We start from the raw sequence: 17,122 nt of genomic DNA on the forward strand, positions 1-17,122 counted from the left end.
GGCACCGCCCGGCCCCTTTTCATGCTCCCGTAAGAGAAAATTATCTTTCGATGGATGCACATGAATCAAGAATGTGAAACAGCTTTGGCCTGCGCCCCCGATGGTGTGCCCATGCCCGACAGTGCGGCTGGTTCCGTCGGCGAAATGGAAACCTGCGCCGTGCTTGCCGTGATGCCCGCCTTCAACGAGGCCGCGTCCGTGGCGAGTGTGGTGCGCGATGTGTTGGCGCAGGGCGTGGATGTGCTGGTGGTCGATGACGCCAGCGAGGACGACACCGCGCGTGCGGCGTCCGAGGCCGGGGCCATGGTCATCCGCCACGCTGTGCGCCTTGGCGCGTGGGGCGGCACGCAGACCGGACTGCGCTTCGCGCGGCGGGCCGGGTATGGCTGCGTGCTGAGTATCGACGCCGACGGCCAGCACCCCGTGGACGCCATCCCAGAACTGCTCGCGCCACTGCGCGACGGCTCGGCGGATGTGGTCATCGGCGCATGCACCGAACGCGGCAGCACGTTGCGTCACGTGGCGTGGACGCTGTTTCGCGCCCTGTCGCATCTGAAGGTGCGCGATCTGACCTCCGGGTTTCGCGCCTATGGTCCGCGCGCGGTGAAATGTCTCGCCTCGCGGCAGGCCACGCTGGTGGACTATCAGGACCTCGGCGTGCTGTTTCTGCTGGCCGAGAACGGCATGCGCATGCAGGAGATGCATGTGCCGATGCGGCCGCGAAAGACCGGCCACTCCCGCATTTTCAACAATTGGTTTGCCGTCGCGGATTACATGGTTTACAGCTTCCTCCACGCTGTATGGAAGAACCGACATATTTCCAGAATCGATAGGTGCAAAACGTGATACCGCTGAAGGTGACGACGACAATCGTGAGCTTCGCGCTCATCGCCGTGGTGTTCCGGCTGGTGCGAAAGAACCTCCTGTACACGCGATATACGCTGTGGTGGACGTTTATCATCATCTGCTCCGCAGTGCTGGGCCTGTATCCGAGGCTGTCGGACTGGATGGCGAAAATGCTCGGCATCGCCTATCCGCCGGCACTTATCCTGCTGCTTGCCTGCGTGTTCATATTTATCAAGATGCTTGCCATGGACATCGAGCGCTCGAATCAGGAGATTCGCCTGCGTCGGCTGACACAGCGTGTGGCAATGCTGGAGCGTATGTGCGGATTTGACGCGTCTTGCATGGAGGATGAAGAGGAATGATCCGTATTCCTTTTCTCGCGAATGCGTCGTCGCTGTTGCGACCGCGAATTCTGTTCGCGCTGGGGCTTCTGGGCGTGGCTGTCGTGTGCTTGGGCATCCAGTTCGGCGCGCTGCACGACTGGAAGGAGAGGCCGGATTTCTATGTGAAGGGTGTGCCGCTTCTGACGACTGCGGACGGCTATTTCTATCTGCGCCATTCGTTCGCCCATGGCAGGGGAACCTTCGACAGGCAGGACCGCTTCGAATTCAGCGGTGCCTACCAGCCGCAGAGTGTGCCGCCCGTTTCGCTCCTCGCCTCGACACTGCGCAAGGCGCTTGGCCTGCCGCTCGAAACCGTGGCCTTCTATCTTCCTCCCGCGCTTGCCATTCTGACCCTCATTCCCTTTGCCTTCATGGCGCGGACATTCGCCTCGCGGGGTGCCGCGCTTGCCGCCGCGCTGGCCCTGTGCGCCGGGGTGTCCTTCATGACGCGCTCGGCCTTTGGCCGATTCGACACGGACTGTCTGAACCTGTTCTTCTTTTGTGCCTGCTGTCTGTGCTGCCACGGGTTCTCCACCGATTTCGGTCGGCGGCGTCTGGCGTGGTTGGCGGGGTGGGCGACCCTCTGCGCGCTGTCGTGGATGTGGTGGGAGCGTGGCGCACTGGCCTTTGTGGCGCTTTCCGTCGCTACATGGGCCGCAAGCGTGTTCCTGCGGACATCGCGGATGGAGCGGGCCCTCAAGGTCGCGGTCTGTGTGCTTGGCGTTGTGGGACTGGTAGGGTTGCTCTTCGGCCTGCATCGGTATCTCCCGCATGCGGCGGCGGCCTTCGGGCAAACCGTGCTCCGGCATGTCGATCTCGTCTTGAACCGGACCGTTTCGCAGTTCGAGGTTCTCGGCAACGAGATTTCCGAACTCAAGCCTCTGACCGTTTGGGAACTGGGACGTGCCGCCGCCGGTCACTGGGTCTGCCTCGCGGTGGGACTCATCGGCGCGGTGTGGCTCGCCGTGCGGCGGCCCGTCGTGGCGTGGTTTCTCGTACTGCCGTCCCTCGCGCTTGGCGGTATGGGCCTTGCCGCAAATCGCTTCGCCATGTTCCTTACGCCCGGCTTTGCCCTTGGCGTGGCGTGGCTGGTTGATCGTGCGCTTCATGCCCCCATGCCGCGACGGCTCCCGGATGGGCGCTGTGCGCGTGCCGCCGGGGCCGTGGTTCTGGTCGTGGCGCTCGTTGCCCCGGGGGCGTGGGCGTGCGTCGAGAAGTCTCCTCGGCCAAGGTTCACGCAGGGCGATGTGCGGCTGGCCGCAGTTCTCGGTTCCCGGCCGTATCGCGGCGAGGTCGTGTGGTGCTTCTGGGATCAGGGCTACTTCATCCAGTACATGACCGATAGGCCGACCTTCATCGACGGCGGCAGTCAGGGCCATTGGCGAAACCTCGTGTCGTGCGTGCCGTTCGCCACGCCGGACCCCGTGCTGGCCCGTCACTGGATCAACTATTTTGCCACGCGCGGCTGGGCGGGCATGAACCGCCTCGGCAAGCGCATTCCGGATATGAATCATCGCGTGGCCTTCCTGCGCCGTGTCTTTTCCGCGCCGACCCGTGCGGACGAGATTCTGCGCGAGAACGGGTTTCGTGATGTGGCCTTCTGGCGGGAATGGCTGTTCCCGGCGAAGCCGCGCAAGACATACCTCTACCTCTCGCAGGACATGATCTTTCGCTCGTGGTGGTATCTCTTGGGTAGCATGGGGGCACCCGGCGCTCCGGCGACGCCGCCGCCCACGGTCATCGTCCATCGCAACGCGGGTGGACTGAACGCCACCGGGGACGCCGTGGTCGTCTCGGACAAGGTTTTCGCGCTGACGCGGCTTGTGCGGTTCGACCGCGCTGGTGTGCACGTCAAGGAGAAGCGCCCCGGTGCGCCCTATGTGGCACTCGATTACGGCGATAGACCGCTATACGTCATCGAGCGCGAAGTGAACGATTCGCTCGCTGCGCAGCTTCTGTTCAACAAGCCGGGCACGGTGCCCGGATTCCGGGGCATCGTCTACCACCCGTCCCTGGGCGGGCTGTGGGAAGTGCTGTGATTGCGCCGCAATGGCGCTATGTGACGAAAGAGGACTGGCATGCCCGTTTATCGATATGAGGCCGTGGGAGCGGACGGAAGAACCCGCAAGGACATCATTGACGCGGCAAGCCGCAGCGATGCCGGGCGCAAGCTCAAGACGCAGGGGCTGTTCCTCGTCGGGCTTGAGGACGTGGGGAGCGAGCGCGGGACGGCCCGGACGAAGGATGGCGCGCGGCGCATGTCGCTCGCCCGTCTGCGGGGCATGTTCCGGCGCGTGCGGCGTACGGAGTTCGTTGGCGCGGTGCAGCAGTTGGCTACGCTGCTCGATGCCGGGCTGCCGCTGGATAGCGCGCTCACCGCGATGATCGGCCACGGCAAGGGCACGGAGCTGAACCGCGTCTTTGCGCAAATCCGCGAGCGCGTGCGTAGCGGCATCAGTTTTGCCGCCGCGCTGGAGGAACATCCGCGTGTGTTCTCCTCGATGTTCGTGAGCATGACCCGCGCCGGTGAGTCGTCCGGGACGCTCGCGCTGGTCATGGCGCGCCTTGCCGACCACGCCGCGCGGCAACTGGAGATGCGCCGCAAGGTACAGAGCACACTGGCCTATCCGCTCTTGATGCTCATCGTGGGAACGGGCGTCATCGCTTTCCTGATGGCCTTCGTCATTCCCAAGGTGACGCAGATTTTCTTCGACCTCGGGCACGCGCTGCCGCTGCCCACCACCATTCTCATCGCCGTGAGCGACGCGGTACGCAACTGGTGGCCCGCGCTGGTGGTACTGGTGCCCGCCTTCGCATGGTGGTTGCGCTGGTATTCGTCGACGTCCAAGGGGCGGCGACGCGTCCATGCCTTCGTGCTGCGCGTGCCACTGGCGGGCAGTGTCGTGCGGCGCATGGCCGTCGGGCGCTTCTGCCGGACGCTCGGTATGCTGCTCAAGAACGGCGTGCCCATGATCCAGTCGCTGGACATCGTGCGCAGCATCGCGGGCAACGTGGTGCTGGAGCAGGCCATCGACAGCATTCGGGCACAGGTGCTCGAAGGGCGCGACATGGTCGGGCCCATGGAGTTCTGCGGAATATTCGACCCCACGGACCTCCAGATGGTGGACGCGGGCGAGAAGAGCGGGCGGCTGGTGGATATGTTGCTGACCGTGGCCCGCTCGTGCGAGAGCGAGGTGGACGCGCGGCTCGCCGTCGCCACATCGCTCATGGAGCCGGTGATGATTTTGCTCATGGGCGGCGTTGTCGGGTTCATCGTCATGGCCATCATCCTGCCCATCTTCGAGATGAGCCACCTCGTGGGGTAGGGCGTGCGGATTCTGCACGTCGGCAAGTATTATCCCCCCGCGCGAGGCGGGATGGAGAGCTATCTGCGCGATCTTGCCGTGGCGCAGCGGCGGCGGGGCGACGAGGTTTTCGTCCTTGCGCATGTCGAGGGCTTCGGATGTGCTGGGCGAAGCGAGGTGGTCGACGGCGGGGTGCGCCTGCGCCGGGTGCGGACCTTCGGCCAATTGCTCTATGCCCCTGTCGCGCCGGGTTTCGGATTCGAGATGTGGCGGGCGATACGCGAATTCCGGCCGGACGTGCTGCACCTGCACATGCCGGACACCTCGGCCTTCTGGGCGCTGTGGCCCTGCCGGGTGCCGATGGTCGTCCACTGGCATTCGGACGTGCTCGCGGCCGCATCGGACAGGCTCCTGCGTCCGGCCTACGCGCTGTACAGGCATTTCGAGGCCGCGCTCCTGCGGCGGGCGGACGCGGTCATCGCCACGTCGGCGGCATACGCCGAGGCCAGCCGTCCCCTTGCGCCGGTCATGGACAAGGTCCACGTGGTGCCGCTGGGGCTCGACGAGGGCCGCATGCGGCGGGTCGATGCCGAAACCGTAGTCGCCGTGCGCGAGCGCTACGGCGTGGGCGAGGGGCAGTGCCTTGTGGCCGCGGTGGGCCGTTTCGCCCACTACAAGGGATTTCATGTGCTGGTCGAGGCCGCTACCGGGCTGCGCGACTGCGTGGTCGTCATCGTCGGCGATGGTCCGGACCGGGACGGCGTTGCCCGACGGGTTGCCGAGTTGGGGCTGACCGGGCGGGTGCTCCTGCCCGGTGCGTTGCCGGATGCGGATCTGCATGCCCTGTTCGCGGCGTGCGACGTGTTCTGCCTGCCCTCGCTGCTGCGGACCGAGGCCTTCGGGGTCGTGCTTCTTGAGGCCATGCAGTACGGACGGCCGCTGGTCTGTTCCGATATTCCCGGCTCCGGCGTGGGGTTCGTGAATGCGGACGGGCAGACCGGGCTTGGCGTGGTGCCGGGTGATGCGGCGGCGCTACGGGGCGCGTTGCAGCGCCTTGTCGACGACGCGGCCCTGCGTGAGCGCATGGGCGAGGCTGGGCGGCGACGGTTCGCGCAGATGTTTCGTATCGACGCCTCTGCCGGGGGCGTCGCGAACGTGTACGCCAGTGTTGTGCGTGGCGCTGGTGCGCGGCGCTGATGTGTGGAGCGGGGCATGCGCATCGCCTCGCGCGAGGTCCTCGCGGTATACGGGGGCCGCAGGTGCGCAAGTCGGTGCATAATGACCTTGGGGAATTGGATGAAAGATTCCCCATCGTGCATAGTGATATTTATTTTCACATACGCGTGTATGGAGCTGGGCTCCGAAATGTGGTGAGCGCCCAATCCGTTCTTGTGCGTCATGAATTCGTGACGCAAATGGCGTGCCTGCCCGCTGATGCGGCGAGGATGGAGAGCGATTTGTCACGACTGATGCATGGATGGTGGGCGGTGTGTTGCTTGAGAAGTCACACTACAGTCCGAATCAGACCTGTAGCGACGAGTATTGCGGCATCTCTGCATCGCTAATGGGCCTACGCCCACGTTGCGCCCGTGCTGTCAATCGTGTAGACGAGCGAGGAAACGATAGGCAAATGTCGTTTCGTGACAGGGGTGTGGAAGATGGTTGCATCCCGTCGCATGCACGCGCGAGACGTCGCAGCGGGCAAGACGCGGGCAGGGTCCGGACAAGCTCGCGACGGCTACGGCAGCGGCCGTGAATAACGGGACAGGGACCTCTCGGAGGGATCATGCGCATCATCGTCAACGCGATACCGCTGATGAACGTCAATACCGGCATCGGGCGCTATATCCGTCAGCTCTATGCCGAGATAGAGACGCGTTCCGGCGTTGAGGTTGGCTATTTCAACGGGCGGCGGGTTCTGGAGCGTATGCCTTCCCCCCCGGACGACGTGGCGCGAAAGTCGCTCGTCGCCGACCTGTTCTGGAAGCTACCCGCGCGCGTGGCCCTCATGGTGCGTCTGGCCGTGCACATGCGGCGTCAACTGGCGTTTCGGACGGCCGCGCAAGGCTTCGACGTCTACCACGAGACAGCGTTCTTTCCTTTCGACGCACCGGCCGGGGTGCGTACGGTATTCACGGTGCACGATCTCTCCCTCGATCGCCATCCGGAATGGCATCCGCGCGAGAGGGTGCTCTATTTCCGGCGTCATTTCGAACGCTCCTGCCGCCACGTGGACGAATACCTGAGCGTTTCGCGTTTCACTCGATCCGAATTGGCCGAGGTGCATGGCGTTGCGCCCGAGCGGGTGACCGTGACTCATCTCGCTCATGATCCGAGTCTGTTCCGGCAACGGACGCAGGACGAGGTCGCGGCGATGCGGGAACGTCTGGGCCTACCGGAGGCGTATTTCCTCTTCGTGGGCACCGGAGATCCACGCAAGAACGTGCGGACTGCGGCTCGCGCGGCCGGGGTGATGGGGCTTGATGTCCCGCTCGTGTGCGCCGGGTGGTCCGGCTGGGGAGCGTCCACGCCGGGCGTAGTGCCGCTTGGCTATGTGGACGACGACGACCTTGCGCTCCTATATGCCGGTGCGCGTGCGCTGGTGTATCCGAGCCTCTACGAGGGGTTCGGGTTGCCGGTGCTCGAAGCCATGGCCTGCGGCTGTCCGGTGCTCGTCTCTCCCTGCGCCAGCCTGCCCGAAGTGGCGGGGGACGCAGCCCTCGTCATGGCCGATCCGCTCGATGCCGAAGGCCTCGCGGCGATGATGCGTCAGGTGGCGACGGACGCCCGACTGCGGGAGGAGCTTTCCGGCAAGGGCCTTGCCCGCGCGGCGAAATTTTCATGGAAGGCGACGGCCGACGCCACCCTTGGCGCACTTGCGCGGGCGGCGCGGCACACAGGGGCGTGAACGGCCACGGCGCCGCATGGCGTGGGCGGAAACAACAGGGATTGCAGACCGACGGGACGATGGACTGAATGAAACGGGAACGGATTCGCGGGATTGTCATGGGCACCCTGTGGGGTGCCATAGTTTTTGCGCTGGTTTTCGGCTGGAAGTCCTCCGGGCGGATGCTTGCGCGCGTGGCTGCGGAGGGATTCGAGGCGAACGGCGTGCGGGTCACGCTTGTGTCGCCCTCGGTCCGGCTCCTTCCGCCGGGCGTGGACGCACAGGCCGCCGATGTCGCGTTCCCCGGTGGGGGGCTGCGGATCGAGGATGTCAGCGTTTCGCTTGCCCCGACGAGCCTTCTCTCCGGGCGACTGGGCGTTGCCTGTTCCGGCGACGTGTGCGGCGGGCAGGTCGGCGCGACCATCGCATCCGGCGCGTGGTTCGATTGCGACGCCTTCCGGCTCAACTATGAGGCGAATGGACTCGATATCGCGGCGTTTCCGGGCGTGCCGTCGTTTTTGAAGCTGACAGGTAGCGTCGCCTCCGAGGGCACGCTGTCCGGCCGTCGCGACGGTTCCGGGCTTTCGGGTGCCGGAGACCTGCGCGTGGCCGGGATCGGCGCCATTCTTCCCATGCCGGTGCTGAAGGACGGCACCATTCGCGACGGCAACCTGTCCGGCGCGTGGAAGGTCGGCGACGAAACCGTCACGTTGGCCGACATTCGGCTCGCCCTCAATGGCCTGAGCGCGGAGCTTGGCGGCGACGTGCGGCTTGATGCGAAGCGCCCCGAGGTCAGCCCGGTGCGTCTCAAAGGCGCGTGGACGGCGGACGCGAAGGCGGTCAATGCGAATGTCGTCGGCAAGAAGGTCATGAACGATCTCGCCCGGCATCGGAAGGTGCCCCTGACGGTGAGCGGAACGGTTTCGCGGCCGCTGGTCAAGGGATTCTAGGGCGCTCCGCCAGCGGGGCGCGTCGTCCACGGTATGAATTCAGCGCAGGATACGAAACGGGAATGGGAATGAATATCCGCAGGATGGCAACATTTGGAGCGATAACCGTCGCGGCGTACTTCTTCGCCGACGCGGCCTTCGTGCTGACGGGCGATGCGCCGAAACCGCCAGCGGTCGAGATCGGTGCCGCGCATGCGGCAAAGCCCTCCGGCCCCCCGGCATTGAAGACGTTCATGCCCGTGGTCGGGCGCGATCTGTTCGGCGTGAAGCCGCCCGTCGTCGCCAAGAAGAAGGCTCCGGCACCCAAGACCAAGGTGGCCGCCATCGACAAGTTACCTGTGGCGCGGGGCAATCTGCGGCTTCTGGGAACGGTTGTTTCCAACGAGCCGAAGTCGTGCTTCGCCATGATCGCCAAGGGTGGCAACGAACAGCTTTTCCGCCTCGGCCAGAAGGTCTTCGGATCGGAACTGGTGGAGGTACGGCGGCGGGCCGTGGTTCTGCGCAGCAACGGAAAGGACGAGGCGCTGTTCATCGACGACGTGGACCGCAAGGACGCCGGAAAGTCAGCGCCGGAGCGGATGGCCTATAGCATGACCCGCCAGCAGGTGCAGGACAACGTCGCCCGGATGGACACGCTCCTGACGCAGGCCCGCATGGTCCCCGGCACACGGGATGGTCACAAGGGCATCGACGTCGCGTGGGTCAAGAACGGAAGCCTGTTCACCAAGCTCGGCCTGCGCAAGGGGGATTTCATCACCGGAGTCAACGGGCTCTCGGTGACTGGCCCAGCCGACGCGCTGGGCCTCATGGGGCAGCTGGACAAGGAACGTCTGGTCGTGGATCTGGTGCGCAACGGTAAGCCGCAGCAGCTTGTGCTGAACATCAACTGAGAAAGACGGAACAGTGATACACGCCATTTCATCTCTGCGAAGAGTTGCGGCAGTTGCCGCAGTCGTTGTCTCGATAGTGTTTTCGGCCGTCGCCGTCCCCGCACCCGGTCCCGCGTGGGCCGCTGCGGAGCGTACGGTCAGTATGGATTTCCAGGATACGGACATCCAGCTGCTCATTAAGTTCATAAGCCAGCTCACGGGCACCAATTTCATCGTGGACCGTCGGGTCAAGGGCAAGGTGACCGTCTACTCGCCGAGCCGCATCTCCACCGACGAGGCCTACGAGGTCTTCAAGTCCGTCCTTGAGGTGCATGGCTTCACCATCGTGCCGCAGGGCGCGGTGACGAAGATCGTGCCCATGGTCGCCGCCCGCAACATGAGCGTGCCGACCTTGAGCGCGCCTTCCGGTGGCGAGGGCCCGGACGACAAGGTCGTCACCCAGATCGTCCCGCTTGATTTCGCCAGCTCCGCCGACCTCGCCAAGACCCTCGGGCCGCTGGTGTCCAAGGAGGGCCTGCTGACGTCCTACGGACCGGGCAACATCCTCATCATCAACGACTACCATTCCAACATCCGTCGCATCCTGACCATCATCCGCGAGGCGGACCGCAAGTCCATGGACGCCAGCATCGGCGTGTTCCCCATGGTCAACGGCAATGCCAAGGACGCGGCCGAAATGGTGACCAAGCTGCTGGATAGCCGCTCCAAGATTCGCGCCAAGCGCGGCGACTCCGTGCCCCACTCGGTGGTCGGCGCGGAGCGCATCAACACGGTGATCTTCATCGGCGGCGCGGACGACCTGCGCATCGTGAAGAACCTCGTGAAGTCCATGGACGAGCCGACGCCGCGCGGCAAGGGCGACATCCACCTCGTGTACCTCGAAAACGCGGACGCCGAATCCGCCGCCAAGGTGCTCCAGTCGCTGGTGGAGGACACCACCACCGTCGCCGATACCAAGGAGCGTAAGGTCATTTCCAAGGACGTGAAGGTCGTAGCCGACAAGGCGACCAACTCGCTGGCCATTTCTGCGCGCCCGGACGATTTCTCCCTGCTGGAGGAGACCATCCGCAAGCTGGATATCCCCCGCCGTCAGGTCTATGTGGAGGCCCTCATCATGGAGGTTTCCGCTGACAAGGGCCTGTCCTTCGGCGTGAACTGGGGCATTGGCGGATCGACCCACATTCGCGGCACGGACGGCTTCGTGTTCGGCGGCTCCAACCCCGGCGGTGCACCGGGCGTGGCCGACACGAAGAACAACGCGTTCAACATGCCTTCGGGCTTCAGCGCCGGACTGGTGCTGTTCCCGTTCAAGATCGGTGACAAGCTGTTCGGCTCCGTCGAATCCGTCATCTCTGCGTCCAAAGTGGACACGGGCTTTCGAATTCTGGCCACACCGCAGCTTCTGACCCTCGACAACGAGGAGGCCAAGGTGGATGTGGTGGATACCATCCCTTACGTGGAGAAGGTGACCACCAAGTCCGAGAACACCGACGAGTCCCAGACCATCAAGTACAAGGACGTGGGCGTGAAGCTCACGGTCACCCCGCAGATCGGCAAGCAGAATTCCCTGCGCCTCAAGCTGCATCAGGAAGTGAGCCGCGTGGTCAACAAGACCGTCAAGGTCAGCGAATCCGAACCGCTGCTGCTTGCTCCCACCACCAAGAAGCGTGAGGTGGAGACCACCGTGCAGGTCGAAAACGGCCAGACCATCGTCATCGCCGGTCTGCTCGCCCGCGACGAGAGCCGCGACCGCAACCAGATTCCCGGCCTCGGCGACATGCCCGGCCTCGGTTGGCTCTTCAAGCAGCGCAACACGTCCACTAGCGACACGAACCTGCTCTTGTTCCTTACCCCGCGCATCATCGACACGGTGGACAACGCGCGGCGGATGTATCGCGAGAAGCGTAGCTTCATGGAGAAGGTGGGCGTGAGCGACGAGGGCCTCGGCCTGCCGTGGATCGCCCCCGCAACCCTCGGTGCGCCGGTGTTCGAGAAATGAGCGCGCTTGGATTGAGGGACATACTGCTCCGGCGTGGCCTCATCGAGGCCGAGGAGGTCACTTCGCTGGTGGCTGCGGCCGACGAGGCTGGCGAGGCGCTTGGCGAGTACCTGTGCAGGCGCAAGCGGCTGTCCGAGGACGAACTCCTCGACGTGCGCGCGGAGCAGTACGGGCTGCCGCTGGTGTCCAGCGTGGACCCTGCCACCGCCGCCGAGGACGTCATCCGCGCCCTGCCGTTTCAGTACCTGAAGCAGAACCGGGCCTTCCCCTACCGCGACGCCGAGGGACGCCTGCATCTCGCGCTGGGCGATCCGTCCGCGCTGGACGTGGTGGGCGATCTGCGCGCGCTGGTGGGCGGTCCCGTGGACCCGGTGCTCGCGCCGCGTTTGCAGATACTTTCCGCCCTCAACCGCGCCTATGGCGAGGCCGGGGACGGTGAGGAGTTCGAGGGCCTGAGCCTCGACGACGCCGAGGGCTTGCAGGACATCGAGGAATCCGTCGGCGACCTGCTGGAGGAGACGAGCGACGCCCCCTTCATCCGGCTGGTGAACGGCATCCTTGCCCGCGCCATCAAGGAGCGGGCGAGCGATATCCACATTGAGCCGTATCAGGAGGAGCTCAAGGTCCGCTTCCGCCTTGATGGCGTGCTGTATGATCGCTACACGTTCTCGCGCCGGATGCATGCCGCCGTGGTCTCGCGCATCAAGATTCTTGCGCGGCTCGACATCGCGGAGCGCCGTCTGCCGCAGGACGGCCGCATTTCGCTGGCGCTTGGTGGGCGCAAGGTGGACTTGCGCGTGTCCTGCCTGCCCACCGCCTACGGCGAGCGCGTGGTCATGCGTCTTCTGGAGAAAAGTTCCCGCGTGCTTGGGCTGGAGGAGCTGGGAATGCTGCCCGACGATCTGACCCTGCTCAAGCGGCTGGTCACGATCTCCCACGGCATCATCCTCATCACCGGTCCCACGGGCAGCGGCAAGACGACCACGCTCTACGGCATCCTCAATCACATCAATTCCCCGGACAAGAACATCCTCACCATCGAGGACCCGGTGGAATATCAGTTGGACGGCATCGGCCAGATGCAGGTGCAGGAGAAGATCGACCTGACCTTCGCCAAGGGCCTGCGCTCCATCGTGCGTCAGGACCCGGACGTCATCCTCATCGGCGAAATCCGCGACCGCGAAACCGCCGAAATTGCCGTGCAGGCCGCCCTGACCGGCCACCTCGTGTTTTCGACCCTGCATACCAACGACGCCGCCAGCGCCGTGACGCGACTCATCGACATCGGCATCGAGCCGTTCCTCGTGTCCTCGGTGCTGCGCGCCATCATCGCCCAGCGCCTCGTGCGCCAGTTGTGCCCCGTCTGCCGTGAGCCCTACACGCCGGACGCCGCCGAACTGGCCGATCTGGATCACCGCTTCGACGACCCCGCGTCCCTGACCTTCCATCGGGCAGTGGGCTGCGAGCGCTGCCGTGGTACGGGCTATCGCGGTCGAAAGGCCATCATGGAAGTCCTGACCGTGGACGATGCCATGAAGCGGCTCATCGTCCAGACCACTGATTCCAACCGGATTCGCGAAGCTGCGCTCAAGGCCGGGATGCGGACTCTGAACGGTGCCGGATGCCAGCACATCCTCGCCGGAGAGACGACGGTGACGGAAATCATGCGCGCCACGAGGACCATCTAGGCTGGTCACCATGCGCAAGGCGTTCCCGAACCCTTCGGCCGGATTCACGTTCTTCGAGCTGCTGGTGGTCATGAGCATCATGGCCGTCGGCCTTGTCGCCGTTTTTCAGGCCACGATCAGCAACCAGACCGAGGCGGCCGCCATGGTCCACAGGGACCGCGCGGTCCTTCTGGCCGAGCGGCGCATGGCCGAATGGACCGCCGAGGAGGACCCCGCCCTCGCGTCGCCACGCGGCGACTTCGGCGTGGAGAACGCGCCCTACGTGTGGGACGGCGAGGTCATTGACCGCAGCGACGGCGTGCGCGTCCTGCGGCTTCGGGTGAGCTGGGGCGAGGAGCCTGATCAGGAGTACGTGCTGGAGACGGCGCGGATGGGGAAGGCGAAATGAGGCGCGGTGTGCGGCGCGGGCAGGCTGGTTTCACACTGCTCGAACTCATGGTCGCGCTGGCGGTGCTCGCGCTGGTGGTCACCGGCTTCCTCGGTGCGTTTCGTGAGCTTTTGGCCTCCACCGCCGAGTACGAGAGCGAGAGCGCCTCGCGGCAGGCCGCACGGCAGATTTTCGGCGTCATGGTGAACGATTTGCGTTCGGCCACGGACTATAAGTCCGGCACGACAAGCGCGTTGAAGGACATGTACCGCTTTGCCGGGCACGGCTACACCGGAGAGCTTCAGGACGAGGACATCGTCCTCGAACTGTCTACGGCGGCCGGTCTGGACTGGGATGCCGGATTTCCCTCGCACGGGTTGCAGCAGGTGCGCTATGTCCTGCGTCGCGATAGCGGCGACCGTGACGTGGTGCGTCTGTTCAGGGCGTCCCGCCCGCATGCGGGCGTCGTGGGCGAATGGGGTTGGAACGCCATAGAACTTTTCGACGACGTGCGCTTTCTGGAAATCACCTTCCTTGAGATGGCCGACTCCGACCCGCTTGAGCGGTGGGACAGCGTGAAGCGGCAGGAGGCCGACCCCAAGGCGTCGCGCTACCCCGCGCTGGTGCGCATTCGGCTGGGCCTGCCGGGCTTCGGCGACGTGGAGCGTGTGTTCGAGACGGACGTGCGCATGCCCCGCGTGCAGAAGGAGCAGGAATGATGTGCCCGCGCCACGATGAGCGTGGCGTCGTTGCCGTCATGGTGCTCTTCGTTCTGGCCGTCGCGGCGTTTCTCGTCATGGAGATGACCTACGGCGTACGGGTGGAGCATGCGGGTTCCGTGTGGTTTCGCGATATGGTCCACGCCCGGTGGCTCGCCGAGGGCGGGCTGGAGTGGGCCTGCGCGAGAATCCGCGCCGACGGGGGGACTCCCGATCATTTCGGGGAGGACTGGAACAAGCTCTCCGAACTGTCCGAGGCCTTTTCCGATGCCTTTCGGACCGGCAGCGTGGAGTGCAGCATCGAGGACGAGACGGGCAAATTTCCGATCAACGCGCTGGCTCTGGTCACGGACAAGGACATTGAGCAGGGCAAGGGCGTGGCCGGTGTTTTTCTGCGCCTTTTGGACGTGCTGGGGCGCGAGCGCGGCTTGCAGCTCGACATCAAGGAGCGGCGCGAGGTGCTGGTGCGCGTGAAGGACTGGATCGACGCCGACACGGTACGTTCGGCTGGCGGAACCGGGGGCACGGGGCCGGAGTCTGCGGACTACACGGGCGTTTCACCGAAGTATTCCCCGCCCAATCGGCCCATGCGCACGCTGGACGAGTTGCTGCTCATCCCCATGCCGAAGAAGATCGGTCTGGCACTGAAATCCGTGCTGGAACTTGATGCTGTTTCGCGCCTGTTCACCGTGCAGGACACGGGCGGGAAGATCAATATCAATACCGCGCCGAAGGCACTGCTCATGGCGCTGGTATCCGACGAGAAAATGCGCGAGCCGTTTCGCGACGCGGTCCTCGAATACCGCGCCGATCCGGACAACGACCTCGGCGGGACATGGTACCGCGAGCGCGACAACATGGGCAACGTGGCCTACGCGCCCATGCTGCCCGATTGTCTGGGTGTGATGGCCAGAGTCTATTTCGTGCGCGTCGAGGCGCATTCCGGCATGGCTGTGCGACGGCTGGCGGCCTTTGTGAGCCGCACCGGTGGGCGCGACGGAGCCCCCGCCGTGCTGTGGCAACAGGTCTCGTAGCGCGAGTGCGCGGCATCCGTTTTGGAGATCAAGGAGATTCGATGGCTGGCAGCATTCTTGGAATGGACATAGCGGACGGCAGAGCCGTTCTCGTTCAACTGGCAGGCTCCGGACGCGGCAGCGTCCGCGCGCGGGCCGTTGTGGAGTTGCCCGACGAGGCCACGCCTGCGGACATTGCGCGGGCAGTGGCCGATTGCGTGGCCCGCGAGAAGCTCGCGAGCGATGCGTACGTGCTGGGACTCGGCGCCGGGCAGGCACTGCTGCGGACCGTGACTTTTCCCTTCACCGGCTCGGCGCGCATCGCCAAGGCCCTGCCCTTCGAATTGGAGCAGCGCTTCCCCGTGGCCGTGGAGGAGCTTGTCCCCTCGTGGATCGAGGGCGACCGCGTGGCCGACGGATGCCGGGTGCTGGTCGCGGCGCTGCGCCGCGAGGTGCTGGCCGCGCATGTGGAGGCGTTCACGGCGCAGGGCCTTGCCCCGAAGGTCGTGGATATCGACGCCTGCGCCCTTGGCGGCGTGTTGCCCGTGCTGGATGCGGACCTTCCTGCGGAGGCGCTGGTCGTCCACGTGGGGGAGCGCTCCTCGCGGGTGATGGTGCTCTCGGGCGCAACGCCGGTCTTCCTGCGGGCTATCGAGACGGGCATGGACGCCCTGCGCGGCGGTACCGCCGAGGTGTCCGCCATGGTCGATGGCGACGGGCATGTGGCTGTCGAGCCTGCGGCGCTGGAGCGCCTCGGGCGGGACGTTCGCGCCGCGCTGGCCCTTGCCGCCGAGAGCGTCGGCCTTGAGCCTGCGTGCGTGGTGCTGTGCGGGCCGGGGGTGCGTGTCGCCGGGCTCGATGCCCACCTTGGCGAGCTGCTCGGGCTTCCCGTGCGGCGGCCCGAGGTGCCGAGCGATGTCTTCGCGGCCTTTCCGGGCGTGGGCAACGCGGAGCTTCCCGACTATCTCGTCGCGTGGGGGCTTGCGCTACGTGGCGCACGCAAGGTGGCCGGATTCGACTTTCGCACCGGCGAGTTCGCCTATGTCGATCCGCGCGGCAGGCGGCGCGAAATGGCCGTCTGGGCCGGGGGGCTGATCCTGATGATGCTTCTTGGCCTTGGCGCGTCGTGGGGCGCGGGCGTCCATCGCGACCTCGCGCAGTTGGAGGCCGGACGCGAACGCATCAGGCAGATTTTCCACGAGGTGCTGCCGGACGTGCAGGGGAACTTCAGCGTGACCCAGTACCGCAGCATTCTCAAGTCGCGCATGGCGGAGCTGGAATCACACGGCAGGGAAGGAGCTCGCGGCGGCGCGCTGGATGTGCTCTTGGCCGTGACCCGTGTGGTGCCGGACAAGATGCCCTTCACGCTTTCCGCCCTGTCCATGGACGACACGCAGATCAGCCTGAGCGGAACGGCTGGCGGATTCGCCACGGTCGAGGACGTGAAGAAGCGCCTCGAAGCTTCGGGTGCGTTTCGCGAGGTGAGCATCCGCAGTGCGCAGGCCGAGGCCAAGGGCAAGGGCGTGCGATTCGAACTTGTGATCCGGCGGGAGTCCTAGACCATGAATATGCCTCGGGAACAGAGGAAACGACTTTTGGTGCTCGTCGGTGCCGGGCTTGGCCTCGTGCTGGCCGTGCGCTTCGTGGCGCTGCCCCTTGTGGAGTACCGCAAGGATCTGAGCCACAGGATACAGGCCACGGAGCGCGAATGCGTGCGCGTGGCCGAAGCGGCTGGCGAGTTCGCCGCCGTGCGCGCGGATGCGGCCCGCAGGACCAAGGGCATGAAGACCGGCGGCAAGACGCTGTTCGCCTACCTCGAAAATGTGGCCGCACGTACGAAGCTGCGCGAGCGGGTGGAACTCATGAAGCCTGCGACCCGCAAGCTCGAAAACGGGGCCGTGGAGCAGAGCGTGGAGATGCGTCTGGGCGGATTGTTCATGGACGACCTCGTCCGCTTTCTCTACGAGGCCGAAACCAGCACGGGGCGCGCGGCCGTTCGCAGGATGCACGTCCGCAAGGTGCGCGACCGGCTCGATGTCGACGTGGTCTTCGTGTCCGTGGAGGGTGCGTAGCGG

General features: G+C 65.3%; 15 protein-coding genes. All 15 read left to right on the forward strand.

The window, feature by feature from the left end; all coding sequences use genetic code 11:
• The first annotated feature begins 60 nt into the window (after nucleotides 1-60).
• Nucleotides 61-846, forward strand: a complete 786-nt coding sequence (locus GGQ74_RS12055) for a glycosyltransferase family 2 protein (RefSeq protein ID WP_245168239.1) — start codon at nucleotides 61-63, stop codon at nucleotides 844-846.
• Nucleotides 843-1,208 carry a DUF2304 family protein gene (locus GGQ74_RS12060; protein ID WP_167941791.1) on the forward strand — a complete coding sequence of 122 codons (366 nt, stop codon included), beginning with the start codon at nucleotides 843-845 and terminating at the stop codon, nucleotides 1,206-1,208. Before GGQ74_RS12055 ends, GGQ74_RS12060 begins: the two co-directional genes overlap by 4 nt.
• Nucleotides 1,205-3,268, forward strand: coding sequence for an STT3 domain-containing protein (locus GGQ74_RS12065; RefSeq protein WP_167941792.1), 2,064 nt, complete (start codon nucleotides 1,205-1,207; stop codon nucleotides 3,266-3,268). Before GGQ74_RS12060 ends, GGQ74_RS12065 begins: the two co-directional genes overlap by 4 nt.
• 39 nt (nucleotides 3,269-3,307) lie before the next feature.
• A complete protein-coding gene (locus tag GGQ74_RS12070; RefSeq protein WP_167941793.1) occupies nucleotides 3,308-4,555 on the forward strand; it encodes a type II secretion system F family protein in 1,248 nt (415 codons plus the stop codon).
• A gap of 3 nt (nucleotides 4,556-4,558) precedes the next feature.
• On the forward strand, nucleotides 4,559-5,731 hold the full coding sequence (locus tag GGQ74_RS12075; protein ID WP_167941794.1) for a glycosyltransferase: 1,173 nt from the start codon (nucleotides 4,559-4,561) through the stop codon (nucleotides 5,729-5,731).
• A 589-nt stretch (nucleotides 5,732-6,320) separates the two neighbouring features.
• Nucleotides 6,321-7,442 (forward strand): glycosyltransferase family 4 protein, encoded by a 1,122-nt coding sequence (locus GGQ74_RS12080; RefSeq protein ID WP_167941795.1) that lies wholly within the window; start codon nucleotides 6,321-6,323, stop codon nucleotides 7,440-7,442.
• Between the two features lie 68 nt (nucleotides 7,443-7,510).
• A complete protein-coding gene (gene gspN / locus GGQ74_RS12085; protein WP_167941796.1) occupies nucleotides 7,511-8,371 on the forward strand; it encodes a type II secretion system protein GspN in 861 nt (286 codons plus the stop codon).
• A 68-nt stretch (nucleotides 8,372-8,439) separates the two neighbouring features.
• Entirely contained in the window at nucleotides 8,440-9,261 is an 822-nt protein-coding gene (locus tag GGQ74_RS12090; RefSeq protein ID WP_167941797.1) for a type II secretion system protein N, read from the forward strand.
• Between the two features lie 142 nt (nucleotides 9,262-9,403).
• A complete protein-coding gene (gene gspD / locus GGQ74_RS12095) occupies nucleotides 9,404-11,260 on the forward strand; it encodes a type II secretion system secretin GspD (RefSeq protein ID WP_167941798.1) in 1,857 nt (618 codons plus the stop codon).
• Complete coding sequence (gspE, locus tag GGQ74_RS12100; RefSeq protein ID WP_167941799.1) at nucleotides 11,257-12,948, forward strand: type II secretion system ATPase GspE; 1,692 nt, start codon at nucleotides 11,257-11,259, stop codon at nucleotides 12,946-12,948. Before gspD ends, gspE begins: the two co-directional genes overlap by 4 nt.
• 10 nt (nucleotides 12,949-12,958) lie before the next feature.
• Entirely contained in the window at nucleotides 12,959-13,336 is a 378-nt protein-coding gene (locus GGQ74_RS12105; protein ID WP_167941800.1) for a type IV pilus modification PilV family protein, read from the forward strand.
• The gene (locus GGQ74_RS12110) at nucleotides 13,333-14,034 is read left to right on the forward strand and encodes a prepilin-type N-terminal cleavage/methylation domain-containing protein (protein ID WP_167941996.1); all 702 of its coding nucleotides are present in this window, start codon (nucleotides 13,333-13,335) and stop codon (nucleotides 14,032-14,034) included. Before GGQ74_RS12105 ends, GGQ74_RS12110 begins: the two co-directional genes overlap by 4 nt.
• A complete protein-coding gene (locus GGQ74_RS12115) occupies nucleotides 14,031-15,068 on the forward strand; it encodes a type II secretion system minor pseudopilin (RefSeq protein WP_167941801.1) in 1,038 nt (345 codons plus the stop codon). Before GGQ74_RS12110 ends, GGQ74_RS12115 begins: the two co-directional genes overlap by 4 nt.
• Nucleotides 15,069-15,109: 41 nt before the next feature.
• Nucleotides 15,110-16,606 carry a pilus assembly protein PilM gene (pilM, locus tag GGQ74_RS12120; RefSeq protein ID WP_167941802.1) on the forward strand — a complete coding sequence of 499 codons (1,497 nt, stop codon included), beginning with the start codon at nucleotides 15,110-15,112 and terminating at the stop codon, nucleotides 16,604-16,606.
• Nucleotides 16,607-16,609: 3 nt separating this feature from the next.
• Nucleotides 16,610-17,119, forward strand: a complete 510-nt coding sequence (locus GGQ74_RS12125; protein WP_167941803.1) for a hypothetical protein — start codon at nucleotides 16,610-16,612, stop codon at nucleotides 17,117-17,119.
• Nucleotides 17,120-17,122 lie beyond the last annotated feature (3 nt).

The sequence above is a fragment of the Desulfobaculum xiamenense genome (assembly GCF_011927665.1).
In the GTDB taxonomy this organism is placed as follows: Bacteria; Desulfobacterota; Desulfovibrionia; order Desulfovibrionales; family Desulfovibrionaceae; genus Desulfobaculum; species Desulfobaculum xiamenense.